This window comes from Actinophytocola sp., assembly GCF_036555685.1.
Lineage (GTDB): Bacteria > Actinomycetota > Actinomycetes > Mycobacteriales > Pseudonocardiaceae > Actinophytocola.
Genome location: NZ_DATBKY010000294.1, coordinates 1 through 23,238, shown reverse-complemented (window position 1 = coordinate 23,238; position 23,238 = coordinate 1). Strand labels below are relative to the sequence as shown.

23 protein-coding genes and 2 tRNA genes are annotated in these 23,238 nt (G+C 70.1%); 6 read left to right on the top strand and 19 right to left on the bottom strand.

The features are described from left to right. Positions 1-88: 88 nt before the first annotated feature. Positions 89-1,606 carry a S8 family peptidase gene (locus VH969_RS29970; protein WP_331980355.1) on the top strand — a complete coding sequence of 506 codons (1,518 nt, stop codon included), beginning with the start codon at positions 89-91 and terminating at the stop codon, positions 1,604-1,606. On the opposite strand, the gene VH969_RS29965 is transcribed toward VH969_RS29970, so the two are convergent. The 5 genes from VH969_RS29965 to ndk form a co-directional block, all read right to left on the bottom strand. Then, positions 1,603-3,516: a TIGR03960 family B12-binding radical SAM protein gene (locus tag VH969_RS29965; protein WP_331980353.1), complete on the bottom strand. Its 1,914-nt coding sequence runs from the start codon at positions 3,514-3,516 to the stop codon at positions 1,603-1,605. The genes VH969_RS29970 and VH969_RS29965 overlap by 4 nt on opposite strands. A 97-nt stretch (positions 3,517-3,613) precedes the next feature. After that, positions 3,614-4,453: an ABC transporter permease gene (locus VH969_RS29960; RefSeq protein ID WP_331980351.1), complete on the bottom strand. Its 840-nt coding sequence runs from the start codon at positions 4,451-4,453 to the stop codon at positions 3,614-3,616. After that, positions 4,450-5,274 (bottom strand): ABC transporter permease, encoded by an 825-nt coding sequence (locus VH969_RS29955; RefSeq protein WP_331980349.1) that lies wholly within the window; start codon positions 5,272-5,274, stop codon positions 4,450-4,452. The genes VH969_RS29960 and VH969_RS29955 overlap by 4 nt, the downstream gene beginning before the upstream one ends. After that, entirely contained in the window at positions 5,274-6,200 is a 927-nt protein-coding gene (locus VH969_RS29950; RefSeq protein WP_331980347.1) for an ABC transporter ATP-binding protein, read from the bottom strand. The genes VH969_RS29955 and VH969_RS29950 overlap by 1 nt, the downstream gene beginning before the upstream one ends. An 83-nt stretch (positions 6,201-6,283) precedes the next feature. Continuing rightward, positions 6,284-6,691, bottom strand: a complete 408-nt coding sequence (ndk, locus tag VH969_RS29945; protein ID WP_331980345.1) for a nucleoside-diphosphate kinase — start codon at positions 6,689-6,691, stop codon at positions 6,284-6,286. Positions 6,692-6,835: 144 nt separating this feature from the next. On the opposite strand from ndk, the gene VH969_RS29940 reads away from it, so the two are divergent. Continuing rightward, positions 6,836-7,198, top strand: a complete 363-nt coding sequence (locus VH969_RS29940) for a GntR family transcriptional regulator (protein ID WP_414638636.1) — start codon at positions 6,836-6,838, stop codon at positions 7,196-7,198. Positions 7,199-7,293: 95 nt separating this feature from the next. On the opposite strand, the gene VH969_RS29935 is transcribed toward VH969_RS29940, so the two are convergent. The 3 genes from VH969_RS29935 to VH969_RS29925 are packed head-to-tail and all read right to left on the bottom strand — an operon-like array spanning position 7,294 to position 11,666. Next, a complete protein-coding gene (locus tag VH969_RS29935) occupies positions 7,294-7,677 on the bottom strand; it encodes a DUF4233 domain-containing protein (protein ID WP_331980343.1) in 384 nt (127 codons plus the stop codon). Next, a complete protein-coding gene (gene folC, locus VH969_RS29930) occupies positions 7,674-9,035 on the bottom strand; it encodes a bifunctional tetrahydrofolate synthase/dihydrofolate synthase (protein WP_331980341.1) in 1,362 nt (453 codons plus the stop codon). The genes VH969_RS29935 and folC overlap by 4 nt, the downstream gene beginning before the upstream one ends. Then, a complete protein-coding gene (locus VH969_RS29925) occupies positions 9,036-11,666 on the bottom strand; it encodes a valine--tRNA ligase (protein WP_331980338.1) in 2,631 nt (876 codons plus the stop codon). 156 nt (positions 11,667-11,822) lie between these two features. Between VH969_RS29925 and VH969_RS29920 the strand changes: the two genes are divergently transcribed. Together VH969_RS29920 and VH969_RS29915 are read left to right on the top strand one after the other, a co-directional pair. Continuing rightward, a complete protein-coding gene (locus VH969_RS29920) occupies positions 11,823-12,806 on the top strand; it encodes a hypothetical protein (RefSeq protein WP_331980336.1) in 984 nt (327 codons plus the stop codon). Between the two features lie 82 nt (positions 12,807-12,888). Next, positions 12,889-13,140: a mycoredoxin gene (locus VH969_RS29915; protein ID WP_331980334.1), complete on the top strand. Its 252-nt coding sequence runs from the start codon at positions 12,889-12,891 to the stop codon at positions 13,138-13,140. Positions 13,141-13,187: 47 nt separating this feature from the next. On the opposite strand, the gene VH969_RS29910 is transcribed toward VH969_RS29915, so the two are convergent. The 3 genes from VH969_RS29910 to VH969_RS29900 form a co-directional block, all read right to left on the bottom strand. After that, entirely contained in the window at positions 13,188-14,708 is a 1,521-nt protein-coding gene (locus VH969_RS29910) for a phytoene desaturase family protein (protein ID WP_331980332.1), read from the bottom strand. Continuing rightward, complete coding sequence (locus VH969_RS29905) at positions 14,705-14,881, bottom strand: hypothetical protein (protein ID WP_331980330.1); 177 nt, start codon at positions 14,879-14,881, stop codon at positions 14,705-14,707. Before VH969_RS29905 ends, VH969_RS29910 begins: the two co-directional genes overlap by 4 nt. Before the next feature lie 71 nt (positions 14,882-14,952). Beyond that, positions 14,953-15,522 (bottom strand): ArsR/SmtB family transcription factor, encoded by a 570-nt coding sequence (locus tag VH969_RS29900; protein WP_331980328.1) that lies wholly within the window; start codon positions 15,520-15,522, stop codon positions 14,953-14,955. A gap of 84 nt (positions 15,523-15,606) precedes the next feature. On the opposite strand from VH969_RS29900, the gene fdhD reads away from it, so the two are divergent. Next, on the top strand, positions 15,607-16,434 hold the full coding sequence (gene fdhD, locus VH969_RS29895; RefSeq protein ID WP_331980326.1) for a formate dehydrogenase accessory sulfurtransferase FdhD: 828 nt from the start codon (positions 15,607-15,609) through the stop codon (positions 16,432-16,434). On the opposite strand, the gene VH969_RS29890 is transcribed toward fdhD, so the two are convergent. The 6 genes from VH969_RS29890 to VH969_RS29865 form a co-directional block, all read right to left on the bottom strand. Further along, positions 16,421-17,017: an RBBP9/YdeN family alpha/beta hydrolase gene (locus tag VH969_RS29890; protein WP_331980324.1), complete on the bottom strand. Its 597-nt coding sequence runs from the start codon at positions 17,015-17,017 to the stop codon at positions 16,421-16,423. The two genes, fdhD and VH969_RS29890, sit on opposite strands and share 14 nt — an antisense overlap. 61 nt (positions 17,018-17,078) lie before the next feature. Continuing rightward, positions 17,079-18,380 carry an ATP-dependent Clp protease ATP-binding subunit ClpX gene (gene clpX, locus VH969_RS29885; RefSeq protein ID WP_331980322.1) on the bottom strand — a complete coding sequence of 434 codons (1,302 nt, stop codon included), beginning with the start codon at positions 18,378-18,380 and terminating at the stop codon, positions 17,079-17,081. Positions 18,381-18,626: 246 nt separating this feature from the next. Beyond that, positions 18,627-19,259 (bottom strand): ATP-dependent Clp protease proteolytic subunit, encoded by a 633-nt coding sequence (locus VH969_RS29880; RefSeq protein ID WP_331980318.1) that lies wholly within the window; start codon positions 19,257-19,259, stop codon positions 18,627-18,629. A gap of 26 nt (positions 19,260-19,285) precedes the next feature. After that, positions 19,286-19,876: an ATP-dependent Clp protease proteolytic subunit gene (locus VH969_RS29875; RefSeq protein ID WP_331980406.1), complete on the bottom strand. Its 591-nt coding sequence runs from the start codon at positions 19,874-19,876 to the stop codon at positions 19,286-19,288. Positions 19,877-20,007: 131 nt separating this feature from the next. Next, on the bottom strand, positions 20,008-21,369 hold the full coding sequence (tig, locus tag VH969_RS29870; protein WP_331980316.1) for a trigger factor: 1,362 nt from the start codon (positions 21,367-21,369) through the stop codon (positions 20,008-20,010). Positions 21,370-21,485: 116 nt separating this feature from the next. Next, a tRNA-Pro gene (locus tag VH969_RS29865) sits at positions 21,486-21,562 on the bottom strand. A gap of 74 nt (positions 21,563-21,636) precedes the next feature. Between VH969_RS29865 and VH969_RS29860 the strand changes: the two genes are divergently transcribed. Continuing rightward, positions 21,637-21,710, top strand: a tRNA-Gly gene (locus VH969_RS29860). Positions 21,711-21,999: 289 nt separating this feature from the next. On the opposite strand, the gene VH969_RS29855 is transcribed toward VH969_RS29860, so the two are convergent. Next, a complete protein-coding gene (locus VH969_RS29855; protein WP_331980314.1) occupies positions 22,000-22,167 on the bottom strand; it encodes a hypothetical protein in 168 nt (55 codons plus the stop codon). Between the two features lie 526 nt (positions 22,168-22,693). Next, on the bottom strand, positions 22,694-22,912 hold the full coding sequence (locus tag VH969_RS29850) for a hypothetical protein (RefSeq protein ID WP_331980312.1): 219 nt from the start codon (positions 22,910-22,912) through the stop codon (positions 22,694-22,696). Positions 22,913-23,238 lie beyond the last annotated feature (326 nt).

Genomic DNA, 23,238 nt, shown 5'->3' with positions numbered 1-23,238 from the left:
CTACCGTCCGGTCATTGGACAGCCGGTGTCCCGGACCGGCCGCCCCAACCATTGGAGGTCACCCGTGCCTCTGCTGCGCCGTGTACCGGTGGCAGCGGTCATAGCCCTGGTGCTCGCCACGAACCCGGTGACAACCGGTGCGGTGGCGAGTGCGCAACCGCCGGACAAGCCTCCGGCGTGTGCGGCCACCCTGCCCGACCTGCGGTATCTGGTGTTGTTCGACACCTGGACCCCGCGCGCACGGGCGGCGAGGACGATCAGCGCCTCGTGCGGCCGGCTGACCGGGTACTACCCGCAGATCGGCGTCGCGGTGGCCACGTCCCCCGACTCGCGGTTCGCGAACCGGATCGGGCCGGAACGGGCGTTCAGCGCGCAGCGGGTGATGCGTTCCCAGCAGGGTCCGCGCAAGACCGACGAGACCGACTCCACGCAGGCGCAGGTGACCGCGAACCCGGCGGCGGTGTCCACCGCGGACCTCACCGCCGAGCAGTGGGACATGGACATGATCCACGCGGACCGCTCGCGGCGGATCGACGACGGCAGCCGCGACGTCGTGGTCGGCGTGCTCGACTCCGGCGTGGACCCCAACCACCCCGACCTGCGCGGGGCCCTGGATCCCGCGCTGTCGGCGGGCTGCCTGTCCGGGGTCGCGGACCGGTCGCGAAGCGCGTGGATGCCGACGGCGTCGGCGCACGGCACGCACGTCGCCGGCACGATCGCGGCCGCCGACGACGGGCACGGCATCGCCGGCGTCGCGCCCGGCGTGCGGATCGCGTCGGTGAAGGTGGTCGACGACGACGGGTTCATCTTCCCGGAGTACGCGGTGTGCGGGCTGATGTGGGCGACCGCCAACAAGATGGCGGTCACGAACAACAGCTACTTCGTCGACCCGTGGCTGATGACGTGCAACCGGGACAGCGAGCACGTGGTGTTCGAGGCGGTGCGCCGCGCGGTCGACTACGCCACGAAGCAGGGCACGCTCACGGTCGCCGCGGCCACCAACGAGGGCGCGGACCTGTCCGACCCGAGTGGACAGACCGCCGACGGCCCGGACGTGTCCGGCATGGAACGGCGGACGCTGGACAGCAGCTGCCGGGTCCTGCCGGCCGGGCTGCGCGGCGTGATCGCGGTGTCCGCGGTGGGGCGGGACAAGCTGAAGGCGGGCTACAGCTCGTACGGCCTGGGCGTGATCGACGTGACCGCACCGGGTGGCGAGCCGCGGGCGGCCGCGCCGGCTGCCGCGGCCGCGCCCACGCCGAAGCCGGCGTGCGTGTTGTCGACCGTGCCGGACGGGTACGGGCGGTACTGCGGGACGTCGATGGCGACGCCGCACGTCACCGGGGTGGCCGCGTTGCTGGCGAGCAGGCATCCGGACGCGTCGCCGCCGGAGCTGACGCGGATGCTCACGGACCAGGCGGAGTCGGTGCCGTGCCCGGCCGACTACGACCTGGACGACACCGGCGCGCAGGACGCGTACTGCGACGGGTACGCGCCGTACAACGGGTTCTACGGCCACGGCATGGTGGACGCCGAGGCGGCGGTGACCGAGTCCGGTGACTCGTCGGACGCCCAGTCGGATTCGCTGATGAAATCCGGCGTTCGCTAGACCGGAGTCAGTGGCAGCAGCTTCTTGCCCGTCGGGCCGATCTCGATGTCCGTGCCCATGCTCGGGCACACGCCGCAGTCGAAGCACGGGGTCCAGCGGCAGTCCTCGAGCTCGCGCTCGTCCAGGGCGTCCCGCCAGTCGTCCCACAGCCAGGTCTTCTCCAGGCCCGAGTCGAGATGGTCCCAGGGCAGCACCTCGTCCTCCGCGCGCTCGCGCGTGGTGAACCAGGCCAGCGAGACGCCCAGCGGCTCCAGCTCCGCGGCCGCGGCCGCGGTCCAGCGCTCGTAGGAGAAGTGCTCGCTCCAGCCGTCGAAACGGCCGCCCTCGCGCCACACCCGCTCGATGACCCGGCCCACCCGGCGGTCCCCGCGGGACAGCAGGCCCTCGATCAGGCTCGGCTTGCCGTCGTGGTAGCGCATGCCGATGTTGCGACCGAGGTTCCGGTCGGAGTTGACCGCCTCGCGCAGCTTGCGCAGGCGGTCGTCGACCGTGTCCGGGTCGCACTGGGGTGCCCACTGGAATGGAGTGTGCGGCTTGGGGACGAACCCGCCGATGGAGATGGTGCAGCGGATGTCCTTGCGGCCACTGGCCTCCCGGCCGGCCCGGATGACCTCCTGCGCCATCTTCGCGATCTGCAGCACGTCGTCGTCGGTCTCGGTCGGCAGGCCGCACATGAAGTACAGCTTCACCTGGCGCCAGCCGGCCGCGTACGCCGCGCTGACCGTCCGGATGAGATCGTCCTCCGACACCATCTTGTTGATGACGCGGCGGATCCGCTCGCTGCCGCCCTCGGGCGCGAACGTCAGTCCCGAGCGCCGGCCGTTGCGGGACAGCTCGTTCGCCAGGTCGATGTTGAACGCGTCGACCCGCGTCGACGGCAGCGACAGGCCGGTCTGGGTGCCCTCGTACCGATCCGCCAGGCCCTTGGTGATCTCCGCGATCTCCGAATGGTCGGCGCTGGACAGGGAGAGCAGCCCGACCTCTTCGAAGCCGCTCGCCTCTAGTCCTTTTTGGACCATCGCGCCGATGCCCTGGATCGACCGCTCGCGCACCGGCCGCGTGATCATGCCGGCCTGGCAGAAGCGGCAGCCGCGGGTGCAGCCGCGGAAGATCTCCACGCTCATCCGCTCGTGGACGCTCTCCGCGAGCGGCACCAGCGGCTGCTTCGGGTACGGCCACGCGTCGAGGTCCATCGTCGTGCGCTTGGCCACCGTCGCCGGGACGCGCTCGCGGTTGGGCGTGACCGGGTTCAGCGCGCCGTCGGTGTAGCCGACGTCGTAGAACCGCGGCACGTACACGCCGCCGGTCTCCGCGAGCCGGGTCAGGATCTCGTCGCGGCCGCCGGGCGAGCCCTCCTGCTTCCAGCGCCGCACGATGGCGGTGATCTCGAGGACGGCCTCCTCGCCGTCGCCCAGCACGGCCGCGTCGAGGAAGTCGGCGATCGGCTCGGGGTTGAACGCGGCATGGCCACCCGCGATCACGATCGGGTGATTTTCGGTCCGGTCGGCCGCGTGCAGGGGGATGCCGGCGAGGTCGAGCGCGGTGAGCAGGTTCGTGTAGCCGAGCTCGGTGGCGAAGCTGACGCCGAGCAGGTCGAACGCGCCGACCGGCCGGTGGGCGTCGACGGTGAACTGCGGGACGTCGTGCTCGCGCATCAGCGCCTCGAGGTCGGGCCACACCGCGTACGTGCGCTCGGCGAGCACGTCGGGCAGCTCGTTGAGCACCTCGTAGAGGATCATGACGCCCTGGTTGGGCAGGCCGACCTCGTACGCGTCGGGGTACATCAGGGCCCAGCGCACGGTGGCGGCGTCCCAGTCCTTGACGGTCGAGTTCAGCTCCCCGCCGACGTACTGGACCGGCTTGGAGACCTTCGGCAGCAGCGGCTCGAGCATGGGAAAGACGGACTGCATAGTGCCCCAAGCGTAACTCCCGGCCCGGCACGCCATTCCCGCGCCGGTCCCGTGCGGCGATCCGCGTGCGCGATCACCGGCCCGCCGGGCCGGCCGGTCAGCGCAGCAGCAGCACGCCCAGCCGGCGGGACGCCACCAGTACGCCGATCGCCGCCATCACGAGGAAGTACAGCAGGTGGCCGAGCAGTGACACGTCGACATAACCCGTGCACAGCGACCGCATGATCTCGATCGCGTGGTACAGCGGCAGGCACTGGACGCCGACCTGTACGGGGCCCGGATAGACCGCGAGCGGGAAGAACGTCGTCGAGAACAGGAACATCGGCATCAGCGCGAGCTGGACGAGGTCGAAGTCCTGCCACGAGCGCATGAAGGTCGTGCACGCCATGCCGATCGCCGCGAACGAGAACGCGATCAGCAGCGCGGCCGGCAGCGCCAGCAACGCCCACGGCGAGGTGATCAGGCCCATCACGAGCATCACCGACAGGAAGCCGAACGCGTACAGCGCGCCGCGCAAAAGCGCCCACGCGATCTCACCGATCGCCACGTCCAGCGGGCCGAGCGGGGTGGCCAGCATCGCGTCGTAGAGCTTGGCGTACTTGAACTTGAAGAAGATGTTGAACGTCGCGTCGTAGACCGCGCCGTTCATCGCCGACGCGGCCAGCAGCGCGGGCGCGACGTACGCGACGTAGCTGATCGGCTCCCCGCCGGGCCCGGTGACGTCGCCGACGAGCTTGCCGAACCCGACGCCCATCGCGAACAGGTAGAACACCGGCTCGAAGAAGCCCGACACGACCGCGAGCCACGCGCGGCGGTTGACCAGGAGCGAGCGTTCGACGAGCACCCGCGCGCGCCCGGCGTAGAGGCCGGTCGGCAGCACGCGAAGCAGCAGGCCGACCCGCGGCGGGGCCTCGACGGTCTCGAGCGTGTCGGTCATCGCGCGAGCCTCCGCCGGAAGTTGCGCACGCCGAACCAGACGCCGACCGCGGTCACCCCGCCCAGGAAGGCGATGTGACCGAGCGCCGGCCACCAGGTCAGCGTGCCGAACGCGGCGTCGCGGCCGACCTCGGTGCCGTGCCAGATCGGCGTGAGCCACGCGAGCGGGCGCAGCCACGGGGGTAACTGCTCGACCGGGAAGAACGCGCCGGCGAACAGCGTCATCGGCATCACGACGAACCGGAACAGCGTGGCGAACTGCTGCCCCTCGGTCTCGAGCGTGGCCGAGTACGCGACGACCGGCGCCGCGAACGCCATCCCGGTGAGCACGGAGATGACGAGCGTGACCAGCACGCCGGGCCCGGTCAGCGTGCCCAGCAAGCCGGCCACCAGCAGGTACGCCGCGCCCGAGGTGAACAGCCGGATCGCGATCCAGGTCAGCTGACCGCCGAGGATCTGCGCGGGCGTGATCGGTGACGCGGCGATCGCGAGGTAGGTCTGCTGCCACTTGAACGCCGACAGCACGGGGTAGGTCGACTCGAACGACGCGATCTGCACGGCCGTGACGACGAGCAGCGCGGGCGCGAGGTAGACGACGTAGCGCAGGCCGCTCGTCGCGTCGGTCGGCTGCACCTGCGAGCCGAGGCCGAACCCGAGCGCGAGCAGGAACAGCACCGGCTGCACGACGCTCGACACGACCGTGGCCCGCCAGTTGCGCTTGTACCACGTCCACATGCCCTCGACGACGATCAGCGCCGCCGGCCCCATGCCGAGCGCGCGGCCGGTGCTGCGCACCGGAGTGTCCACTTGAGACAGAGTCATCAGTCCACCAGGGTCCTTCCGGTCAGCCGCAGGAACACGTCCTCCAGCGTGCTCCGGCGGACCAGGCTCGACACCGGCCGCACCCCGCGCCCGTGCGCGGCGGCGAGCACGGCCTCGCCGTCCCGGGCGTAGAGCAGCACGCGGTCGGGCAGGACCTCGACGCGGTCGGCGAGCCCGTCGAGCGGGTGGTCGCCGTCGTCGCCGGGCGGGAAGCGCAGCTCGAGCACCTCGCGCGTGGAGTAGCGGCTGATCAGCTCGGCGGGGCTGCCCTCGGCGACGATGCGTCCGCCGTCCATCACGACGAGCCGGTCGCAGAGTTGCTCGGCCTCGTCCATGTAGTGCGTCGTGATGATGAGCGTGACGCCGCGCTGCTTGAGCCGGAACAGCCGGTCCCACAGCAGGTGGCGGGCCTGCGGGTCGAGCCCGGTGGTCGGCTCGTCGAGCAGCATCAGCTCGGGGTCGTTGATGAGCGAGCGGGCGATCGTCAGCCGCCGTTTCATGCCGCCGGACAGGGGTTCGACCTCGTCCTCGGCACGCTCGGTGAGCTGGGCGAAGTCGAGCAGCTCGGCGGCCTTGGCGCGGACGTGGGCCTTGGACAGGCCGAAGTAGCGGCCGTATACGTGCAGGTTCTGCCGGACCGTGAGCTCGTTGTCGAGGTTGTCCAGCTGGGGGACGACGCCCAGGCGGGCACGGATGCGGGGACCGTCGCGGTCCGGGTCCATGTCGAGCACGCGCAGCTCGCCGTCCGAGCGCGGGGAGACGCAGCCGACCATCCGCATGGTCGAGGATTTCCCGGCCCCGTTGGGTCCCAGGAAGCCGAACGCCTCCCCGCGCCGGACGTCGACGTCGATGCCCCGCACCGCGGCGAAGTCACCGAAGCGTTTGACCAGTCCACGCGCCCGCACGAGCGCCCCGTCGTCTCCCACATTCGGCAGACTAAAGGCACCCACCGACAACCCGAACCGGTTTACGCCACGGGCTCAAGGCAGGCTCCTGGTGCCGCCCTAGGTCAAACGCCGGGGAACCAGAGGTCGATCTCGCGCTTGGCGGACTCCGGGGAGTCCGAGCCGTGCACGATGTTGTACTGCACCTCGAGCGCGAAGTCGCCGCGGATGCTGCCCGTGTTCGCCTGGACCGGGTTCGTGGCGCCGGCCAGCTGGCGGAACGCGGCGATGGCGTTCTCGCCCTCGACGACCATGGCCACCAGCGCGCCGCCGGTGATGAACTCGAGCAGCGACTCAAAGAACGGCTTGCCGGCGTGCTCGGCGTAGTGCTGCTCGGCGGTGGCCCGGTCGACGTGGCGCAGCTCCAGTGCGGCCAGCCGCAGTCCCTTGCGCTCGATCCGGGCGATGACCTCGCCGACCAGGCCACGGCTCACACCGTCGGGCTTGACCAGGACCAACGTACGCTCGCTCACGACGCCCCCTCGCAGGCTCCGGGACGCCGCTCGCGGCCGCCCTGTGACATTGGTTCGCTCGCAAGCTCGCTCACGACACTCCTTCTCATAAACGTTGTTCGGCCGCAGCCTAGCGTCCGGCCTGGAGCCGATACCGTGATGGCCGTGCCCGCAGACCTGATCACCATCGACGCGGACGCGGCGCAGCCGCCGTTCGAGCAGGTGCGCTCGCAGCTGGCCCGCCAGATCAGCGACCGCACGCTCGCGGTCGGTACCCGGCTGCCGACCGTCCGCGCGCTCGCCACGGACCTGGGCCTCGCCGCGAACACCGTCGCGCGGGCGTACCGGGAGCTGGAAGAGGCCGGGATGGTCGAGACGCGCGGCCGGGCGGGCACGTTCGTCAGCGCGCTCGGCGATCGCAGCCGGGTGGCGCTGCGGGAGGCGGCGTCCGGGTACGCGGCCACCGTGCACGCGCTGGGCATCGGCGCGGACGAGGCCCTGGAGGCCGTTCGCGCCGCGCTCCGGTAGCCGGCGGTACCGCGCTCCGGTGGCCGGCTCGGGCCTGACGGTTCGGGGGTGGCGGACGCGAGCTGTGGACAACTGGGCGGTGCGAGTGGCGCCTGTCAGTCCTCGGTGGGCCGCTGCTGGCTCGGGAGGCGGCCCTCGGCCATTCGTCTGGCCACGTCCCAGCGCATCCACAGCAAGACCGTCCACACGAGACCGAAGATCAGGCCCAGGATGCCCAGTGCGGGCAGGGCCACCCAGCAGACGATCAGCACGGCCTGCAGGCCCGCCGCGACCCAGATGCCCCACGGCCGCCGCAGTACCGCGCAGGTCAGCAACAACGCCGCCGCGACCGCGACGACGAGCACGCCCTGCCACGTCGCCATGCCGCTGCCCAGGTTGGCCACCACCGGGATCGACAGCAGCACCACGACGGTCTCGAGCAGCAGCGTCAGCGCCATGACGCCGGCGAACGAACGCATCGGGTCGACGGGCTTGGTCACGCGGGCTCCTTGCCGAACAGCGCACGTGCCTCACCCGCGGTGACCACCGAACCGGTGACCACCACGCCCACGCCGGACATCGGCTCGCCCGCGTCCTCCTCCGCCAGGGCGATCGCCGCCTCGAGCGCGTCGTCCAGCCTCGGGTACACGTTCACCCGGTCCACGCCGAAGATCTCCGTCGCCACGTCGGCCAGGTCCTGCGGGTCCATCGCGCGCTCCGACGAGTTCGTCGTGATCACGACCTCCTGTAGGACCGGCTCCAAGGCCGACAGGATGCCCTGCACGTCCTTGTCCCGCATCGCGCCCACCACCCCGACGAGCTTGCGGAACGCGAAATCCTCCTCGAGCGCCTCGGCCAGCGCGCGGGCGCCGTGCGGGTTGTGCGCGGCGTCGACGAACACGCTCGGCGCCGAGCGGACCCGCTCCAGCCGGCCGGGTACGGCAACCGACGCGAAGCCCTCGCGGACCGCCTCCGCGTCCAGCGACCGCTGCGCGCCGGCGCCGAAGAACGCCTCCACCGCGGCCAGCGCCAGCGCCGCGTTCGCCGCCTGGTGCGGGCCGTGCAGCGGCAGGAAGACATCGTCGTACGCGCCGCCGAGGCCCTGCAGCTTCAGCACCTGGCCGCCGACCGCGATGTCACGGCGCAGCACGCCGAACTCCAAGCCGGCCCGCGCCACGGTCGCGTCCACCTCCGCGCACCGTTCCAACAGGACGGTCGCGACCTCCGGCGTCTGCTCGGCGAGCAGCGCGATCGAGCCCGGCTTGATGATTCCCGCCTTCTCCCGCGCGATGCCGGTGAGGTCCGAACCGAGGTACTCGACGTGGTCCACGCCGATCGGGCCGACGACCGCGACCCGGGCGTCCGCCACGTTGGTCGCGTCCCACGTCCCGCCCAGGCCGACCTCGAGCACGGCGGCGTCCACCGGTGCGTCCGCGAACGCCGCGAACGCCATCCCGGTGAGCACCTCGAACTTCGACATCTGCACGTCGGCGCCGCGGTCGACCATCGCGACGTACGGCTCCACGTCGCGGAACACCTCGACGTAGCGTTGCGCCGCGATCGGGGCGCCGTCCACCGCGATCCGTTCGGTCACCACCTGCAGGTGCGGGCTCGTGAACCGGCCGGTCCGCAGGCCGATGCGGGTCAGCAGCGCGTCGATCATCCGCGCCACCGACGTCTTGCCGTTCGTGCCGGCGACATGCAGCACCGGGTACGACTTGTGCGGGTCGCCGAGCAGGTCGACCAGTGCCGAGATCCTGGTCAGCGACGGCTCGATCTTCGACTCGGGCCACCGGGTGTTGAGCTCCGCCTCGACCTGGCGCAGATCGTCCTGAACCGACTCTTCCACAGTGGACACTCAGGCCGGCGGGAGCGCGTCGAGCCGGGCCTTGATCCGCTCGATGTCGGCCGCGGCGAGTTCGCGCCGGGCCTTGATCTTCGCGACCACCTCGGCCGGCGCCTTGTCGGTGAAGTTCGGGTTGTTCAGCTTCGCCTCGGTGCCGGCCAGCTCCTTCTCCGCGACCGCGAGGTCCTTGGACAGCCGCTTGCGCTCGGCCGCGACGTCGACCGTGCCGGACAGGTCCAGCTCGACGTGCACCGTGCCGTCGGCCAGCGCCACCTCGAGCGACGCGCTCGCGGTGAACGACTCCCCGGGCGCCTCGAAGCGGGCGAGCGCGGCGATCGCGGGCTCGAGCGTGGTCAGGCCGGCGGCGTCGGCGCCGGAGAGCCGCGCCCGCACCCGCTGGTTCGGCTTGACCCCCTGGTCGGAGCGGAACCGGCGGACCTCGGTGACCAGCTTCTGCACGCCCTCGATCCGGCGCGCCGCGGCCCCGTCGGCCGCGTGCCCGACCGCCTTCGGCCACTCGGCGATCACCAGCGACTCACCGCCGGTCAGCGTCGTCCACAGCCGCTCGGTGACGAACGGGATCAGCGGGTGCAGCAGGCGCAGCACGACGTCGAAGACGTGGCCCAGCACGGCCCGCGTGGCGTCGGCCCGCGACCCGCCCTCGGACATCTGGACCTTCGCGAGCTCGAGGTACCAGTCGCACAGGTCGTCCCACGTGAAGTGGTAGAGCGCGTCGCACAGCTTGGCGAACTGGTACTCCTCGTACAGTTGGTCCACTTCGGACACAACGGAGTCGGTGAGGTCGAGGATCCAGCGGTCGGCGTCGGTCAGCGACTCGCGCGGCGGAAGCTCGCCGGCCGCGGTCGCGCCCTGCATGAGCGCGAACCGGGTGGCGTTCCACAGCTTGTTCCCGAAGTTGCGCGAGCCGGCCGCCCACTCCTCGGAGATCGCCATGTCCGCGCCCGGATTGGCGCCGCGGGCCAGCGTGAACCTGGTCGCGTCCGCGCCGAACCGGTCGAGCCAGTCGAGCGGGTCGATGACGTTGCCGCGCGACTTGGACATCTTCTTGCCGGTCGGGTCGCGGACCAGCCCGTGCAGGTAGACGTCGTCGAACGGCTGCGCGCCGTCCATCGCGTAGAGGCCGAACATCATCATCCGGGCGACCCAGAAGAAGAGGATGTCGTAGCCGGTGACCAGCAGGTGGTTCGGGTAGAAGCGCTCGAGGTCCGCGGTCCGGTCGGGCCAGCCCAGCGTCGAGAACGGGAACAGCGCCGAGGAGAACCACGTGTCGAGCACGTCGGGGTCCTGGCTCCAGCCCTCGCCCTCGGGCACCTCGTCGTCCGGGCCGACGCAGACGACCTTGTCGTCCGGGCCGTACCAGACCGGGATGCGGTGGCCCCACCACAGCTGGCGCGAGATGCACCAGTCGTGCATGTTGTCGACCCAGTCGAAGTAGCGCTTGGCCAGCTCCGGCGGGTGGATCGTGGTCCGGCCGTCGCGGACCGCGTCGCCCGCGGCCTTCGCCAGCGGCGCGACCTTGACGAACCACTGCAACGACAGGCGCGGCTCGACGACCGTGCCGCAGCGCGTGCAGTGCCCGACCGCGTGGACGTAGGGCCGCTTCTCGGCGACGATCCGGCCCTGCGCGCGCAGCGCCGCGACGACCGCGGGCCGCGCCTCGAACCGGTCCAGACCTTCGAACGGGCCGTGCGCGGTGATCACCGCGCGCTCGTCCATGATCGTCAGGGCAGGCAGGTCGTGGCGCCGGCCGATCTCGAAGTCGTTCGGGTCGTGTGCGGGTGTGACCTTCACCGCGCCCGTGCCGAACTCCGGGTCGACGTGCTCGTCGGCGACGACCGGGATCATGCGGCCGGTGAGCGGCAGCTCGACCTCGGTGCCGATCAGGTCCTGGTAGCGCTTGTCGTCGGGGTGGACCGCGACCGCGGTGTCGCCCAGCATCGTCTCGGCCCGGGTCGTGGCCACGACGATCGCGTTGTCGCCGTCGCCGTAGCGGATCGAGATCAGCTCGCCCTCGTCGTCGGAGTGCTCGACCTCGATGTCCGACAGGGCGGTGTGGCAGCGCGGGCACCAGTTGATGATCCGCTCGGCGCGGTAGATCAGCCCGTCCTCGAACAGCCGCTTGAAGATCGTCAGCACCGCGCGGGACAGCACCTCGTCCATGGTGAACCGCTCGCGGCTCCAGTCCACGCCGTCGCCGAGGCGCCGCATCTGGTTCAGGATCTGCCCGCCGGACTGGGCCTTCCACTCCCAGACGCGGTCGACGAACGCCTCCCGGCCCAGGTCGTGGCGCGACTTGCCCTCGTTGGCGAGCTCGCGCTCGACCACGTTCTGGGTGGCGATGCCCGCGTGGTCCATACCAGGCAGCCAGAGGGTCTCGTAGCCCTGCATCCGGCGGCGGCGGGTCAGCGCGTCCATGAGGCTGTGCTCGAGGGCGTGTCCCATGTGGAGGCTGCCGGTGACGTTCGGCGGGGGGATGACGATGCAGAACGCGGGCTTCCCGCTGGCCGGATCGGCGCCGAAGTAACCGGCGTCCACCCATCGCTGGTACAGCTCCGCCTCTACCGCCGCGGGCTCCCAGGCCGGCGGTAGGTCGGTGGTCTGTCGCGATGAGGTGTCAGTCACGCTGGGAAGTCTACGAACCTGGCTGACCGGCTCGCACTCGAGTTCCCCCCGACGGCGGTTGTTAACACGGCGAACTGCCGAATCGATGTGCTGGTTACCTGATATTTGTGGTTTTGCCTGGTTGACGAATCAACCACAGGACACTTTGGGGAGCTGGTGAACCCACGCCCGCCCGCCGCTCCGGCGCCTGACGACGCCGCGTGGACCGGCGCAGCGCGCCGTGCGACGGCGAACGCCGACGTGCGGCAGCTGCTGCGCAGCGCGCGGCGGCGCCGGCATGCCCGCTGGCTGGCGGCCGGCATGGTGGCGGTGGCGCTCGGCGCGGCGACCGTGGTGCTGTACCAGACGGGCACGTTCGACCGCCTGTTCGGCGACGAGCCGGTGCCCAAGGCGAAGACCGGGGCGCAGCCGGCGGCTCCGCACAAGGGCCCGATGTTCGACCCGGCCCGCCCGTTCGACTCGACCCCGGCCGCCGACTGGGCCGACGGCGCGGACGGCATCGCGGCCCCGCCGGCCCGAGCGGTCAACGGCTTCTCTCCCGAGCAGGTCAAGACGGCGACCGAGCAGGTTCGCGACCTGCTGGTGGCGAGCCGGCTCGACCGCCGGATGCTGATCGACCACGACCCCGCCGGCTTCCTCGCGAAGCTGGCGCCCGACGCGCGGCGGCAGCTGTCGCCGCTGTTCGGCGCCGGTCGCGAGCCCGAGGTCCAGTCGCTGGTCAGCATGGTCGCCAAGGGCAACGCGCTGCTGCCGGCGGAGCCGAAGGTCGACGGCGAGATGTCGGTCGCCGCCGGCGATGCCGGGGAGCTGCTGGTCCATACCAACTACGTGTTCGTGTACCCGTTCCAGCCCGAGGGGCCGACGCGCCTGGTGGACGCGATGAACATGCTGGTCGTGGTGCGCGCGGACGTCGACTACGTGCTGCGCGACGGCGACCGGTGGACGTCGGGCAGCCAGGGCCTCTGGTACGGCGACGCGACCGGCTACGCGTACTCGATCGGCTGCGCGGCATACCGGAACGGGTACCTGGCCCCGGCCGCCTCGGAGCGCTCGGTGACCGCGAACCCGAACCGCGAGCCGGCGACGTACTTCGACCCGTCGAGCCCACTGCCGAAGACGAGCGGCTGTCCCGCGCGGTGATCGTGTTCACACGGACGCGGGCATTACTCGAGGGGCATGCGCGTTAATACCGGTGAAGTAGTTCATTCACCGGGAGCGTGCGATGACCCAAGGGCCTGAGAAGCTGACGATGTACTCGACGACGTGGTGCGGCTACTGCCGCAGACTGAAGTCGCAGCTGGACCGGGAGGGCATCGAGTACGCCGAGGTCGACATCGAGCAGGAGCCGGGCGCGGCCGAGTTCGTCATGAGCGTGAACGGTGGCAACCAGACCGTGCCGACCGTGCACTTCCCGAACGGCAGGGCGCTGACCAACCCGACGCTGGCCCAGGTGAAGGACCAGCTCGCCGCCTGAGCTGACGCTTCGAGACCGGCCCCGCCGCGACGGGGCCGGTCTCGTGTTCAGCTGAGGACGGCCATCGCGGCGTTGTGGCCGCCGATGCCGCTCACGCCGCCGCCGCGCTGGGCGCCACTGCCGCACAGGAGCACGTTCGCCACGTCGGTCGACACCCCCCAAGGGCCTGTCTCGCCGGCGTACGGCCAGGTCAGGTCGCCGTGGAAGATGTGGCCACCGGGCATCGCCAGCTCCTGCTCGAGGTCCAGCGGCGTGCGGGCCTCGATGCACGGGCGGCCGTCGGCCTCGGTGGCCACGCAGTCCTCGATCGGGTCGGCCAGGTGGCGGTCCAGGGCGGCGATGTAGCGCTCGACCAGCGACTCGCGCAGGCCGTCGTTGTCGTCGGTGAACAGTGAAGCGGGCAGGTGCAGGCCGAACAGCGTCAGCGTGTGCAGCCCCGGATCCACAATGGACTCGTCGGTCAGCGTGTGGCAGTACATCTCACCAGGCAGCGGGTCCGGTACCGAGCCCGCCGCGCTCGCCGCGTACGCCGACTCAAGCTCCACATAGGACTCGTCGAGGTGGAACGTGCCGGCGAACGCCTGGCGCGGGTCGACCCCGCTGCGCAGCCGTGGCAGCCGGCGGAGCAACACGTTGATCTTCAGCTGGGCGCCGACGGGGGGCGTGGACGTGTTGCCCCGCAAGCGGTCCAGCACCGCGGGCGCCACCCCGGACAGCACGTGGCCGGCCGCCACGGTGACCTCGGCGTCCTCGCGGACGTAGGTGACCTCGGCCGTCTTCCCGTCCGCCGCGACCGACGAGACCTCGGCGCCGGTCAGGATCTCCGCGCCCGACTCGCGCGCGACCCGCGCCAGCTCCGCGGTCACCGCGCCCATCCCGCCGGCCGGCACGCGCCACTCGCCCGTGCCGTCGCCGATCAGGTGGTAGAGGAAGCACCTGTTGGCCAGCAACGACTCTGACGTCAGCGACGCGTGCGTGCCGATCAGCGCGTCGGTCGCGACCACTCCACGCACGACGTCGTTCGTGAACTGCTCCTCGATCGCCTCGCCGATCGGACGCTCGAAGACCTGGCGCCACAACGGTTCCCCGGCCGCCTCGACCACGAGCGAGCGCAGTCCCTCCCGCGTCGGCAGCGGGCCGAGCATGGTCGGTGCGACCGCCTTGGCCATCGCGGCGAGCGCGGAGTACCAGCGCGTCCAGCTGCCGAACTCGGCGTCCGAGCCGGTGAGCGCGCGGAACGAGTCCGCCGTGACCGGGCCCGGCTCCCGCTCGACGAGCAGCCCGGGCGAGCCCTCGACGGGCGTGTACGACGACACCGCCCGCGACCGCAGCAGGATCCGCAGCCCCAGGTCCGCGACGATCGCGCTGGGCAGCAGGCTCACCAGGTACGAGTAGCGGGACAGCCGGGCGCCCATGCCGGGGAACGGCGTGGCGCTCACGGCCGCGCCACCCACGTGGTCGAGCCGTTCGAGGACCAGGACCGAGCGGCCGGCACGGGCCAGGTAGGCGGCGGCGACCAGCCCGTTGTGGCCGCCGCCGACCACCACCACGTCGTAGCGTTGCGTCATCCGGGCCACGCTACTAGGCGACGCGCCCGCAGGGACCCACCCTTCGGACGGGGTGCGGGTCGCTGTTCGTCGGTGTGATCGCGCGCGGCTCGGGCGGCGCGCGCGGCCTCCGCGTCGTCGGCCATCTCCTGGCGGCGGGTGCGGGCGATGATGTCGGCGGTGAACGGATCCATGACGATCTCCTTTTCCGGGCAGGTTGGATCAGGCCATCGGGACCACCCGTGGCCGTGGGACAAGACGAAGGTCAGTCGGGCTTGACCATGGTCGAGAAGAACAGGTTGACCGAGCGCGCACCCTCGGGCCGCTTGGCCGGATCGGTCCGCCGGTCGCGGAAGCGATCCATCAGCTTGCGGACCTCGCGGTGGATCTCCTCGACCTCGGCCGGGGTCATGAAGTCGTGGGTGTTGTCGATTCCGGTGGCCGCCTGCCACTCCGCGGGCAGGCTGCCCGAGCGCAGGTTCCGATCCTTGATCATGGCGAACTGGTAGTCGAGGAACGCGATCGACGCGGCCTGCGCGGCCAGCCGGGTCTCCTCGTCGGACGAGCCCTCGGCACCGAACCGCTGGCTCTGGTTGACGAGCCGCCACGGCTTCTCGCGGCCCTGCCCGCCCTCGGCCTTCTCGACGTAGTCGTACCTCGCGAGAAGGTTCAGGTGGTACGAGCAGTTGGCCACGCTCTCCCCGGTCTCCTGCGCGCACTGGGTCGCGGTGGCCGTGCCCTCGCGCGACAGGATCTCCAGCAGCTGCCAGCGCAACGGGTGCGCCATCGCGCGCAGTGCCTTCGGATCGGTGATGTCACGCATGTCCTCTGCCATGCTTCACAACATACCTTGCTAAACAACTCTTTAGCAAGAACTCTTTCTAAAGACTTCTTGCTATCCGATCGGTAGGCTGTATGCATGGGACGGGTGACCGTGCGACGGCCGGTCGTGCGACTGACCGAGGACGGCCGTCGCCGCCAGCAGGACGCGCTCGCCGCCGAGGAGCCGCTCGAGCTCCGGATCAACGGCACGCCGCTCGCGGTCACGATGCGCACGCCGGGCCACGACGTCGAACTGGCGCACGGCTTCCTGCTCACCGAAGGCGTGATCGGCGGCGCCGGGGACGTGTCGACCGCGCGCTACTGCGACAGCGTCGACGACGCGGGCCGCAACACCTACAACGTGCTGGACCTGGCGCTCGCCGAGGGCGTCGCGCCGCCGGACACCGGCGTCGAGCGCAACTTCTACACGACGTCCTCGTGCGGCGTCTGCGGCAAGGCGGCGCTGGACGCGGTCAAGCTGAAGACCCGGTTCTCCCCCGCCGCCGACGACTGCAAGGTCCTGCCGGAGACGCTCGTGGCCCTTCCCGACCTGCTGCGCGAGCAGCAGCGGGTGTTCCAGACCACCGGCGGCCTGCACGCGGCCGGGATCTTCACGGTCGCCGGCGAGCCCCTCGTCGTGCGCGAGGACGTCGGCCGGCACAACGCGGTCGACAAGGCCACCGGCTGGGCGCTGCTCGACGGCCGCGTCCCGCTGGGCGGCACCGTGCTGATGGTGTCCGGCCGCGCGTCGTTCGAGCTGGTGCAGAAGGCCGCGATGGCCGGCATCCCCGTGCTCGCCGCCGTGTCCGCGCCGTCGTCGCTCGCGGTGGAGCTGGCCGAGGAGCAGGGCATCACGCTGGTCGGGTTCCTGCGCGGCACGAGCATGAACGTCTACACGCGACCCGAGCGGATCATCGGTTCGTGACCATGCGGGTGTGCCGGTCGCGCACCCAGTCCAGCACCGCGGGCCAGGGCCCGTAGCCGGCGTCGGTGTTGAGGTGCGCGCCGCCGGGGATCACGTCGAGGTCGACCTTCAGCTGGGCGGCCATCTCGACGGCGTCCTGGATCGCGCAGGCCTTGTCGTCGTCGCCGACCACGAGCTGGGTCCACGAGGCCGCGCGGCGCACGCCCGCGGCGTCCAGCGGTGCCGGGACGAAGCCGTGCACGTCGGGGTGCTCGAAGTCCGGCCCCAGCGGGGACACGAGCAGGACCCGGTCGAACCGGATCGCGAGCTCCGCGTGCTCGCCGGCGAGCCGCGCGGCGTGGTGCAGCCACAGCGCGGCACCCGCGGAGTGGGCGAGCACGATGCGTTCGTCGGCGTGCGGCGCGGCCTGCAGGTGGTGGCGGAGCTCGGCGAGCCACACGTCGAGGTCGGGCCGGTCGGGATCGGCGAGCTGCGGGACGTCGACCTCGCCGCCGAGGTTCGCGAGCTCGCCGGCGAGCCAGCTCTGCCAGTGCCGGGGCCCGGATCCAGTGTGGCCGTGCAGGAGCAGGACGTAGGGCAGCATGACTCATCCTCGCATCGAGGAGGATGTCAGCGAGACTCCAGCGATACTCGAGTTCCGGCGATCAGGCCGACTTCTCGCGGCGCTCGCGGCGGGACGGCTGGCGCGCCACGATCGTCGGGTTCACGTTCTCGCGGACCGTCTGCTCGGTGATGACGACCTTGGCGACGTCGCTGCGGCTCGGGATGTCGTACATCACCGGCTGCAGGACCTCTTCCATGATCGCGCGCAGGCCGCGGGCGCCGGTGCCGCGCAGGATGGCCTGGTCGGCGACGGCCTCCAGCGCGGTGTCGGTGAACTCCAGCTCGACGCCGTCCATCTCGAACAGCTTCTGGTACTGCTTGACCAGCGCGTTGCGCGGCGCGGTCAGGATCTGCACCAGCGACGCCTTGTCGAGGTTGGTCACGCTCGCGACGACCGGGAGCCGGCCGATGAACTCGGGGATCAAGCCGAACTTGATCAGGTCCTCGGGCATCGTGTCGGCGAAGAAGTCGGCCGTGTCGATCTCGGCCTTCGACCGGATCTCCGCACCGAAGCCCAGGCCGCGCTTGCCGACACGGTCCTGGATGATCTTCTCCAGCCCGGCGAACGCGCCGGCCACGATGAACAGCACGTTCGTCGTGTCGATCTGGATGAACTCCTGGTGGGGGTGCTTGCGGCCACCCTGCGGCGGCACGCTCGCGGTGGTCCCCTCGAGGATCTTCAGCAGCGCCTGCTGCACGCCCTCGCCGGAGACGTCACGGGTGATCGACGGGTTCTCGCTCTTGCGGGCGATCTTGTCGACCTCGTCGATGTAGATGATCCCGGTCTCGGCCCGCTTGACGTCGTAGTCCGCCGCCTGGATGAGCTTGAGCAGGATGTTCTCGACGTCCTCGCCCACGTAGCCGGCCTCGGTGAGCGCGGTGGCGTCGGCGATCGCGAACGGCACGTTGAGCAGCTTCGCGAGCGTCTGGGCCAGGTAGGTCTTGCCGCAGCCGGTGGGGCCGAGCAGCAGGATGTTCGACTTGGCCAGCTCGACGGTCTCGTCGCGGGAGTCGCGGCCCTCCCGAGCCTCCGGCCGGGCGCGGTCGCCCGCCTGGATGCGCTTGTAGTGGTTGTAGACCGCGACCGCGAGCGTCCGCTTGGCCTCGTCCTGGCCGATCACGTACTGGTCGAGGAAGTCGTCGATCTCCGCCGGCTTGGGCAGCTCGTCGAGCTTGACGTCGCCGGCCTCGGCCAGCTCTTCCTCGATGATCTCGTTGCAGAGGTCGATGCATTCATCGCAGATGTACACGCCGGGGCCGGCGATGAGTTTCTTCACCTGCTTCTGGCTCTTCCCGCAGAAAGAGCACTTCAGCAGGTCGCCGCCGTCGCCGATACGCGCCATGACCGATGACCTCTGTCCCCTCCGGCGTACCCCGCAGCGCACGCCTGGATGTCTGGCTGGAACGAACCTCGAGAGCAGTGTCGCGCACCGCGCTCCAGGCCCGGTCGTGTACCTGTTGCCTTCGACGGTACCTGCCAACCCCCACTCAATGGGAGAACCTGCCCATCGAGATGTCGGATTCGGCCGATCAGGTGGCCCGCGTGCGCGGGCCCCGATCACCCCTCCGACCAGGGTTCGGAAGGCGCCTCACGGCCTGGTAGCGGAGAGCTTCCGGTACGGCAACACCTCGTCGACGATGCCGTACTCCTTCGCCTCGTCGGCAGTGAGAATCTTGTCGCGCTCTATGTCTGCTCGAATGTCGTCGGCCGACTTGTTCGTGTGCCGGGCCAGCGTCGACTCCATCAGGCGGCGGACCCGCTGGATCTCGTTGGCCTGGATCTCCAGGTCGGAGACCTGGCCGTAGACGCCCTCCATCGCGGGCTGGTGGATCAGCACCCGGGCGTTGGGCAGGGCGAAGCGCTTGCCGGGCGTGCCGGCCGCGAGCAGCACGGCGGCGGCGGAGGCGGCCTGGCCCAGGCAGTAGGTCTGCACGTCGGGGCGGGCGAACTGCATGGTGTCGTAGATCGCCATCAGCGAGGTGAAGGAGCCGCCCGGGGAGTTGATGTACATCGTGATGTCGCGGTCCGGGTCGACCGACTCCAGGTAGAGCAGCTGCGCCATGACGTCGTTGGCCGACGCGTCGTCGATCTGGACGCCGACGAAGATGATCCGCTCTTCGAACAGCTTGTTGTAGGGGTTGGACTCCTTGACCCCGTAGCTGGTCCGCTCCACGAAGGAGGGCAGCACGTACCGGGCCTGCGGGGCGTAACGGTCAGTCACAGTCAAGTCTCCTCGGTCTGGCCCGGTCAGTTGCCGCTGCCGTTGGGTGAGTGCACCCGGGTGACCACGTGGTCGACGAAGCCGTACTCGCGGGCCTCCTCGGCGGTGAACCAGCGGTCGCGGTCGGCGTCGGCGGTGATCCGCTCGACGGACTGCCCGGTCTGCTCGGCGGTCAGGCGCGCCATCTCCAGCTTCCACTTGCCGAGGATCTCGGCGCGGATGGCGATGTCGGAGGCGGTGCCGCCCACCCCGCCGGAGGGCTGGTGCATCATGATCCGCGCGTGCGGCAGGGCGTAGCGCTTGCCGGGGGTCCCGGACGAGAGCAGGAACTGGCCCATCGACGCGGCCATGCCCATCGCCCAGGTCGCGACGTCCGGCTCGATCAGCTGCATCGTGTCGTAGATCGCCATGCCCGCGGTGACGGAGCCACCCGGCGAGTTGATGTAGAAGGTGATCTCCTTCTCCGGGTCCTCGGCGGCCAGCAACAGCAGCTGAGCGGTGATCCGGTTGGCGATGTCGTCGTCCACCTCGGAACCGAGGAACACGATCCGCTCGCGGAGCAGCCGCTCGTACACCGAGTCGTTCAGGGTGAGCCCTGCGGTCGTCGACCGCATCATGGGCGTCGTCCGCAGTGGTTGCGTCACGTTTGCCTGCTTTCGCTGGTTATGACCTTTGTTTGTGTCACGTTCGACATTAACGAAGCTGGGCATGACGGCATGCCCGAGATTGCTCAAGTTCGCTCAGAGCGTCACTGTTCCGCATTCGCGGGCTCGGCCTCGACCTGCTGCTCGCGGGGTGCGAACAACTCCTCGAGGTCGACGTCGTGGCCCGAGGCATCCTTGACCGAGGCGAGACGCACCACCGAGGCGAGCGCCTTGCCCCGCCGGACGTCGGCGAAGATCGCGCCGAGCTGGCCCGACTGCTGGGCGCGCTGGACGTACTCGTCCGGGCTGATGCCGAAGCGCTGGGCCTGGTAGATGATCCGCTCGGTCAGCTCGTTGTCGTCGACGTTCACGTTCTCCGCGTCGGCGATCGAGTCGAGCACGAGCTGGGTCTTGACGGCCTTCTCGGCCTCTTCGCGGACGTCGGTGTCGAACTCCTCGCGGGTCTTGCCCTGCGAGGTGAGGAACTCGTTGAAGCGCTCGTCGTCGTGGTCGAACGTGTGGACGGCGTCGTGCTGGCGGATCTCGACCTCGGAGTCGACGACGCTCTCGGGGAGCGGGACGTCGGTGACGTCGAGGAGGGCCTCGAGGACCTTGTCACGGGCCTGGACGCCCTGCTGCATGCGCTTGACGCGGGTGAGGCGCTCGCGGAGGTCGGACTTGAGCTCGTCGATCGTGTCGAACTCGCTGGCCAGCTGGGCGAACTCGTCGTCCGGCTCGGGGAGCTCGCGGACCTTCACGGTGTTCACCTTGACCGTGACCTCGGCGTCGCGGCCGGCATGCTCGCCGGCGACCAGCTTGGTCGTGAAGTTCTTCTCCTCGCCGGCGCTGGTGCCGATGATGGCCTCGTCGATGCCCTCGATCATCTCGCCGGAGCCGACCTCGTAGGACAGGCCGGAGGTCTTTGCCTCCTCCACTTCCTCGCCGTCGACGGTCGCGGACAGGTCGATCGAGACGAAGTCGCCGTTCTCCGCGGGCCGGTCGACGCCGGTCAGGGTGCCGAACCGGGCGCGCAGCTCGTCGAGCTGCTCGTCGACCTCGGTGTCGGTCAGCTCGAGGTCGTCGACCGTGACGGACAGCTCGCCGAACGCGGGGACGGTGATGTCCGGGCGGACGTCGACCTCCGCGGTGAACTCGAGAATCTCGCGGTCCTCGAGCTTGGTGACCTCGATCTCCGGACGGCCCAGCACGCGGACCTCGCCCTCGGTGACCGCCTCGGAGTACTTGACCGGAATCGCCTCGTTGACGACCTCGTCGAGGATCGGCGCGCGCCCGATCCGCTGCTCGATGACCCGGGCCGGGGCCTTGCCGGGCCGGAAGCCCGGGATGCGCACCTGGTTGGCGATCTTGCGGTAGGCGCGGTCGAAGTTCGGCTTGAGCTCGTCGAACGGCACCTCGACGTTGATCCGGACCCGCGTGGGGCTCAGGTGCTCGACGGTGCTCTTCAACGTGATCTCCTAGGCTGGCTTGACTGACGCATGGTCTGCGACGAGTTTATGGGTCTGGCCAGGTCGCGACCGACCCGGGGCGGCCGTCGGACCGCCCCTCGCTGGTCGGGCTTCGCTGGTCGGGCTGACAGGATTTGAACCTGCGACCCTCCGCTCCCAAAGCGGATGCGCTACCAAGCTGCGCTACAGCCCGCTGCCCCACGGTGCGTTCGGGGGTGCCCCGACAGCGTATCGCGAGGCGCTAGGCTGTTTCGGCAGGACGCCACCGCGGGTGTAGCTCAATGGCAGAGCCCCAGCCTTCCAAGCTGGTCATGCGGGTTCGATTCCCGTCACCCGCTCCACTTTTCCTCGCACGTCAGACGGGGTCGCTCGAGCGCAAGCGCGGTGAACAGGTCGACGCAGCGCCGGTACGCCGTGTCGAGACGATCACGTGAGCTATCGGCCGAAGTCCTCGCGCGGCGGCTCGTCCGCCTCGTCGGCGACGCTCTTGCCGTCGCCGGGGGCGCTGGCGAAGAAGGCTGGCGGCCATGACCGGTCACCTACCGGCTGAAGGTGGCGACGTACCACGCAAGCACCCCTGGCACCCGCGCCTCAGGCAAGTTTCGGACCAGGCGCATCAGCTTGTCCCGCTCAGCGCTCACCACCTCCAGCTACCTCCCCTCGTGACCAGGCAACGCCATTCACAGCCTCGTCGATCTCTGTGACCCGCCGGCACTCCGCGACATAGGCCTCGTGGAACTCCGGATCGCGCAAGTCCTCCGCCAGGTCTTCCCAATAGCCCGTCGGTGCGGTCGCCATCGCACATCACCTCCAAAGCGAGTTGTAGCCGGTCGCTGCACGATGTCTTTCGCCACCCTTGATGCTTGCCGACCCCGCTGCTAGGTGCCGGCATGGCGAGGGGAACGGCGGAGTGTGAGCACGGTGTCAGCAGGTGTAACCACATCCGAAGGGCTCGTAGCTTGTCCCTGGCGGGACCGTCGGCCGGAGGCGCCACCGTGTACCGAGTTCGGTCAGTACGGCAGCCGCATCCTCTGGCACGTCCCGGACGATCGCCCGCGCCTGGATCCGCCGGACACTGATGCGGCTCTCTCGATCGCGTCCTGCCAGCCCGCTGCGCCATCGAACCTAATCGACATCGCGAGTGTCGCGAGCTCCTCACCCGCAGCTTTCAGCGATACCGGCTGCCTCCTGATGACATACCGTGCCCTCGACTCAATCACCACGACGTTCGGATCGATGCCAAACGCACCACGCACAACCTTGGTGACGTCATCGCCGAAGCGGCGGGTCTGGTCGATCAGACTCGGCTGAGGATCAGCTGTCGTCATCGCCCAGCAAGTACGCGATGTCCTGCGGCTCGTTCCAGGCGGCCCCACTGCTCGCCGATCAGCGTGTAACTGGCGGCTCGCTCAGCGATCTCCTCGAAGGAGAGGCCGTGATCCCGCAAAATCTTCTCGCGCCGCGCCACCAGCTCGTGCGAGTCGGCGACGTGTACGTACGTCATTTGTCGGTCCTCCTTCCCGCTCAACCGCTCGTTGGTCATGTTGAGGTTGTACCGCAGACCTCTGACAGTAATGATGTTGCAGGAGTCGGGGCGACGCTACGTGGTCGTGCGGATTCACCTGAAGGTCGCAGGACTTGCAGCGTTCGCACGTCTGATCGGGAGGTTGTCGACCTTCTTCACCCTCCTCTTTGGACGTTGCAGCGCTCCCCGCCTTCTCGACCATCTGGTCGGTGTCGTCGGCGGGCTGCGGTTCTATGCTGGGCACGATCCGGACGCACGGTTGGGGACACGATGACCACACTCGACAACCGGCCCAATACGGCCCTGCTGGTGATCGACGTGCAGAACGGCATCGTCGGGCAGGC

Bases quoted from the DNA above. Each gene is read 5' to 3' on its own strand.
- VH969_RS29965 (WP_331980353.1), bottom strand. From the start codon at position 3,516: ATGCAGTCCGTCTTTCCCATGCTCGAGCCGCTGCTGCCGAAGGTCTCC.
- VH969_RS29960 (WP_331980351.1), bottom strand. From the start codon at position 4,453: ATGACCGACACGCTCGAGACCGTCGAGGCCCCGCCGCGGGTCGGCCTG.
- VH969_RS29955 (WP_331980349.1), bottom strand. From the start codon at position 5,274: ATGACTCTGTCTCAAGTGGACACTCCGGTGCGCAGCACCGGCCGCGCG.
- VH969_RS29915 (WP_331980334.1), top strand. From the start codon at position 12,889: ATGACCCAAGGGCCTGAGAAGCTGACGATGTACTCGACGACGTGGTGC.
- VH969_RS29910 (WP_331980332.1), bottom strand. From the start codon at position 14,708: ATGACGCAACGCTACGACGTGGTGGTGGTCGGCGGCGGCCACAACGGG.
- VH969_RS29905 (WP_331980330.1), bottom strand. From the start codon at position 14,881: ATGGATCCGTTCACCGCCGACATCATCGCCCGCACCCGCCGCCAGGAG.
- VH969_RS29900 (WP_331980328.1), bottom strand. From the start codon at position 15,522: ATGGCAGAGGACATGCGTGACATCACCGATCCGAAGGCACTGCGCGCG.
- fdhD (WP_331980326.1), top strand. From the start codon at position 15,607: ATGGGACGGGTGACCGTGCGACGGCCGGTCGTGCGACTGACCGAGGAC.
- VH969_RS29890 (WP_331980324.1), bottom strand. From the start codon at position 17,017: ATGCTGCCCTACGTCCTGCTCCTGCACGGCCACACTGGATCCGGGCCC.
- clpX (WP_331980322.1), bottom strand. From the start codon at position 18,380: ATGGCGCGTATCGGCGACGGCGGCGACCTGCTGAAGTGCTCTTTCTGC.
- VH969_RS29875 (WP_331980406.1), bottom strand. From the start codon at position 19,876: ATGATGCGGTCGACGACCGCAGGGCTCACCCTGAACGACTCGGTGTAC.
- VH969_RS29855 (WP_331980314.1), bottom strand. From the start codon at position 22,167: ATGGCGACCGCACCGACGGGCTATTGGGAAGACCTGGCGGAGGACTTG.
- VH969_RS29850 (WP_331980312.1), bottom strand. From the start codon at position 22,912: ATGACCAACGAGCGGTTGAGCGGGAAGGAGGACCGACAAATGACGTAC.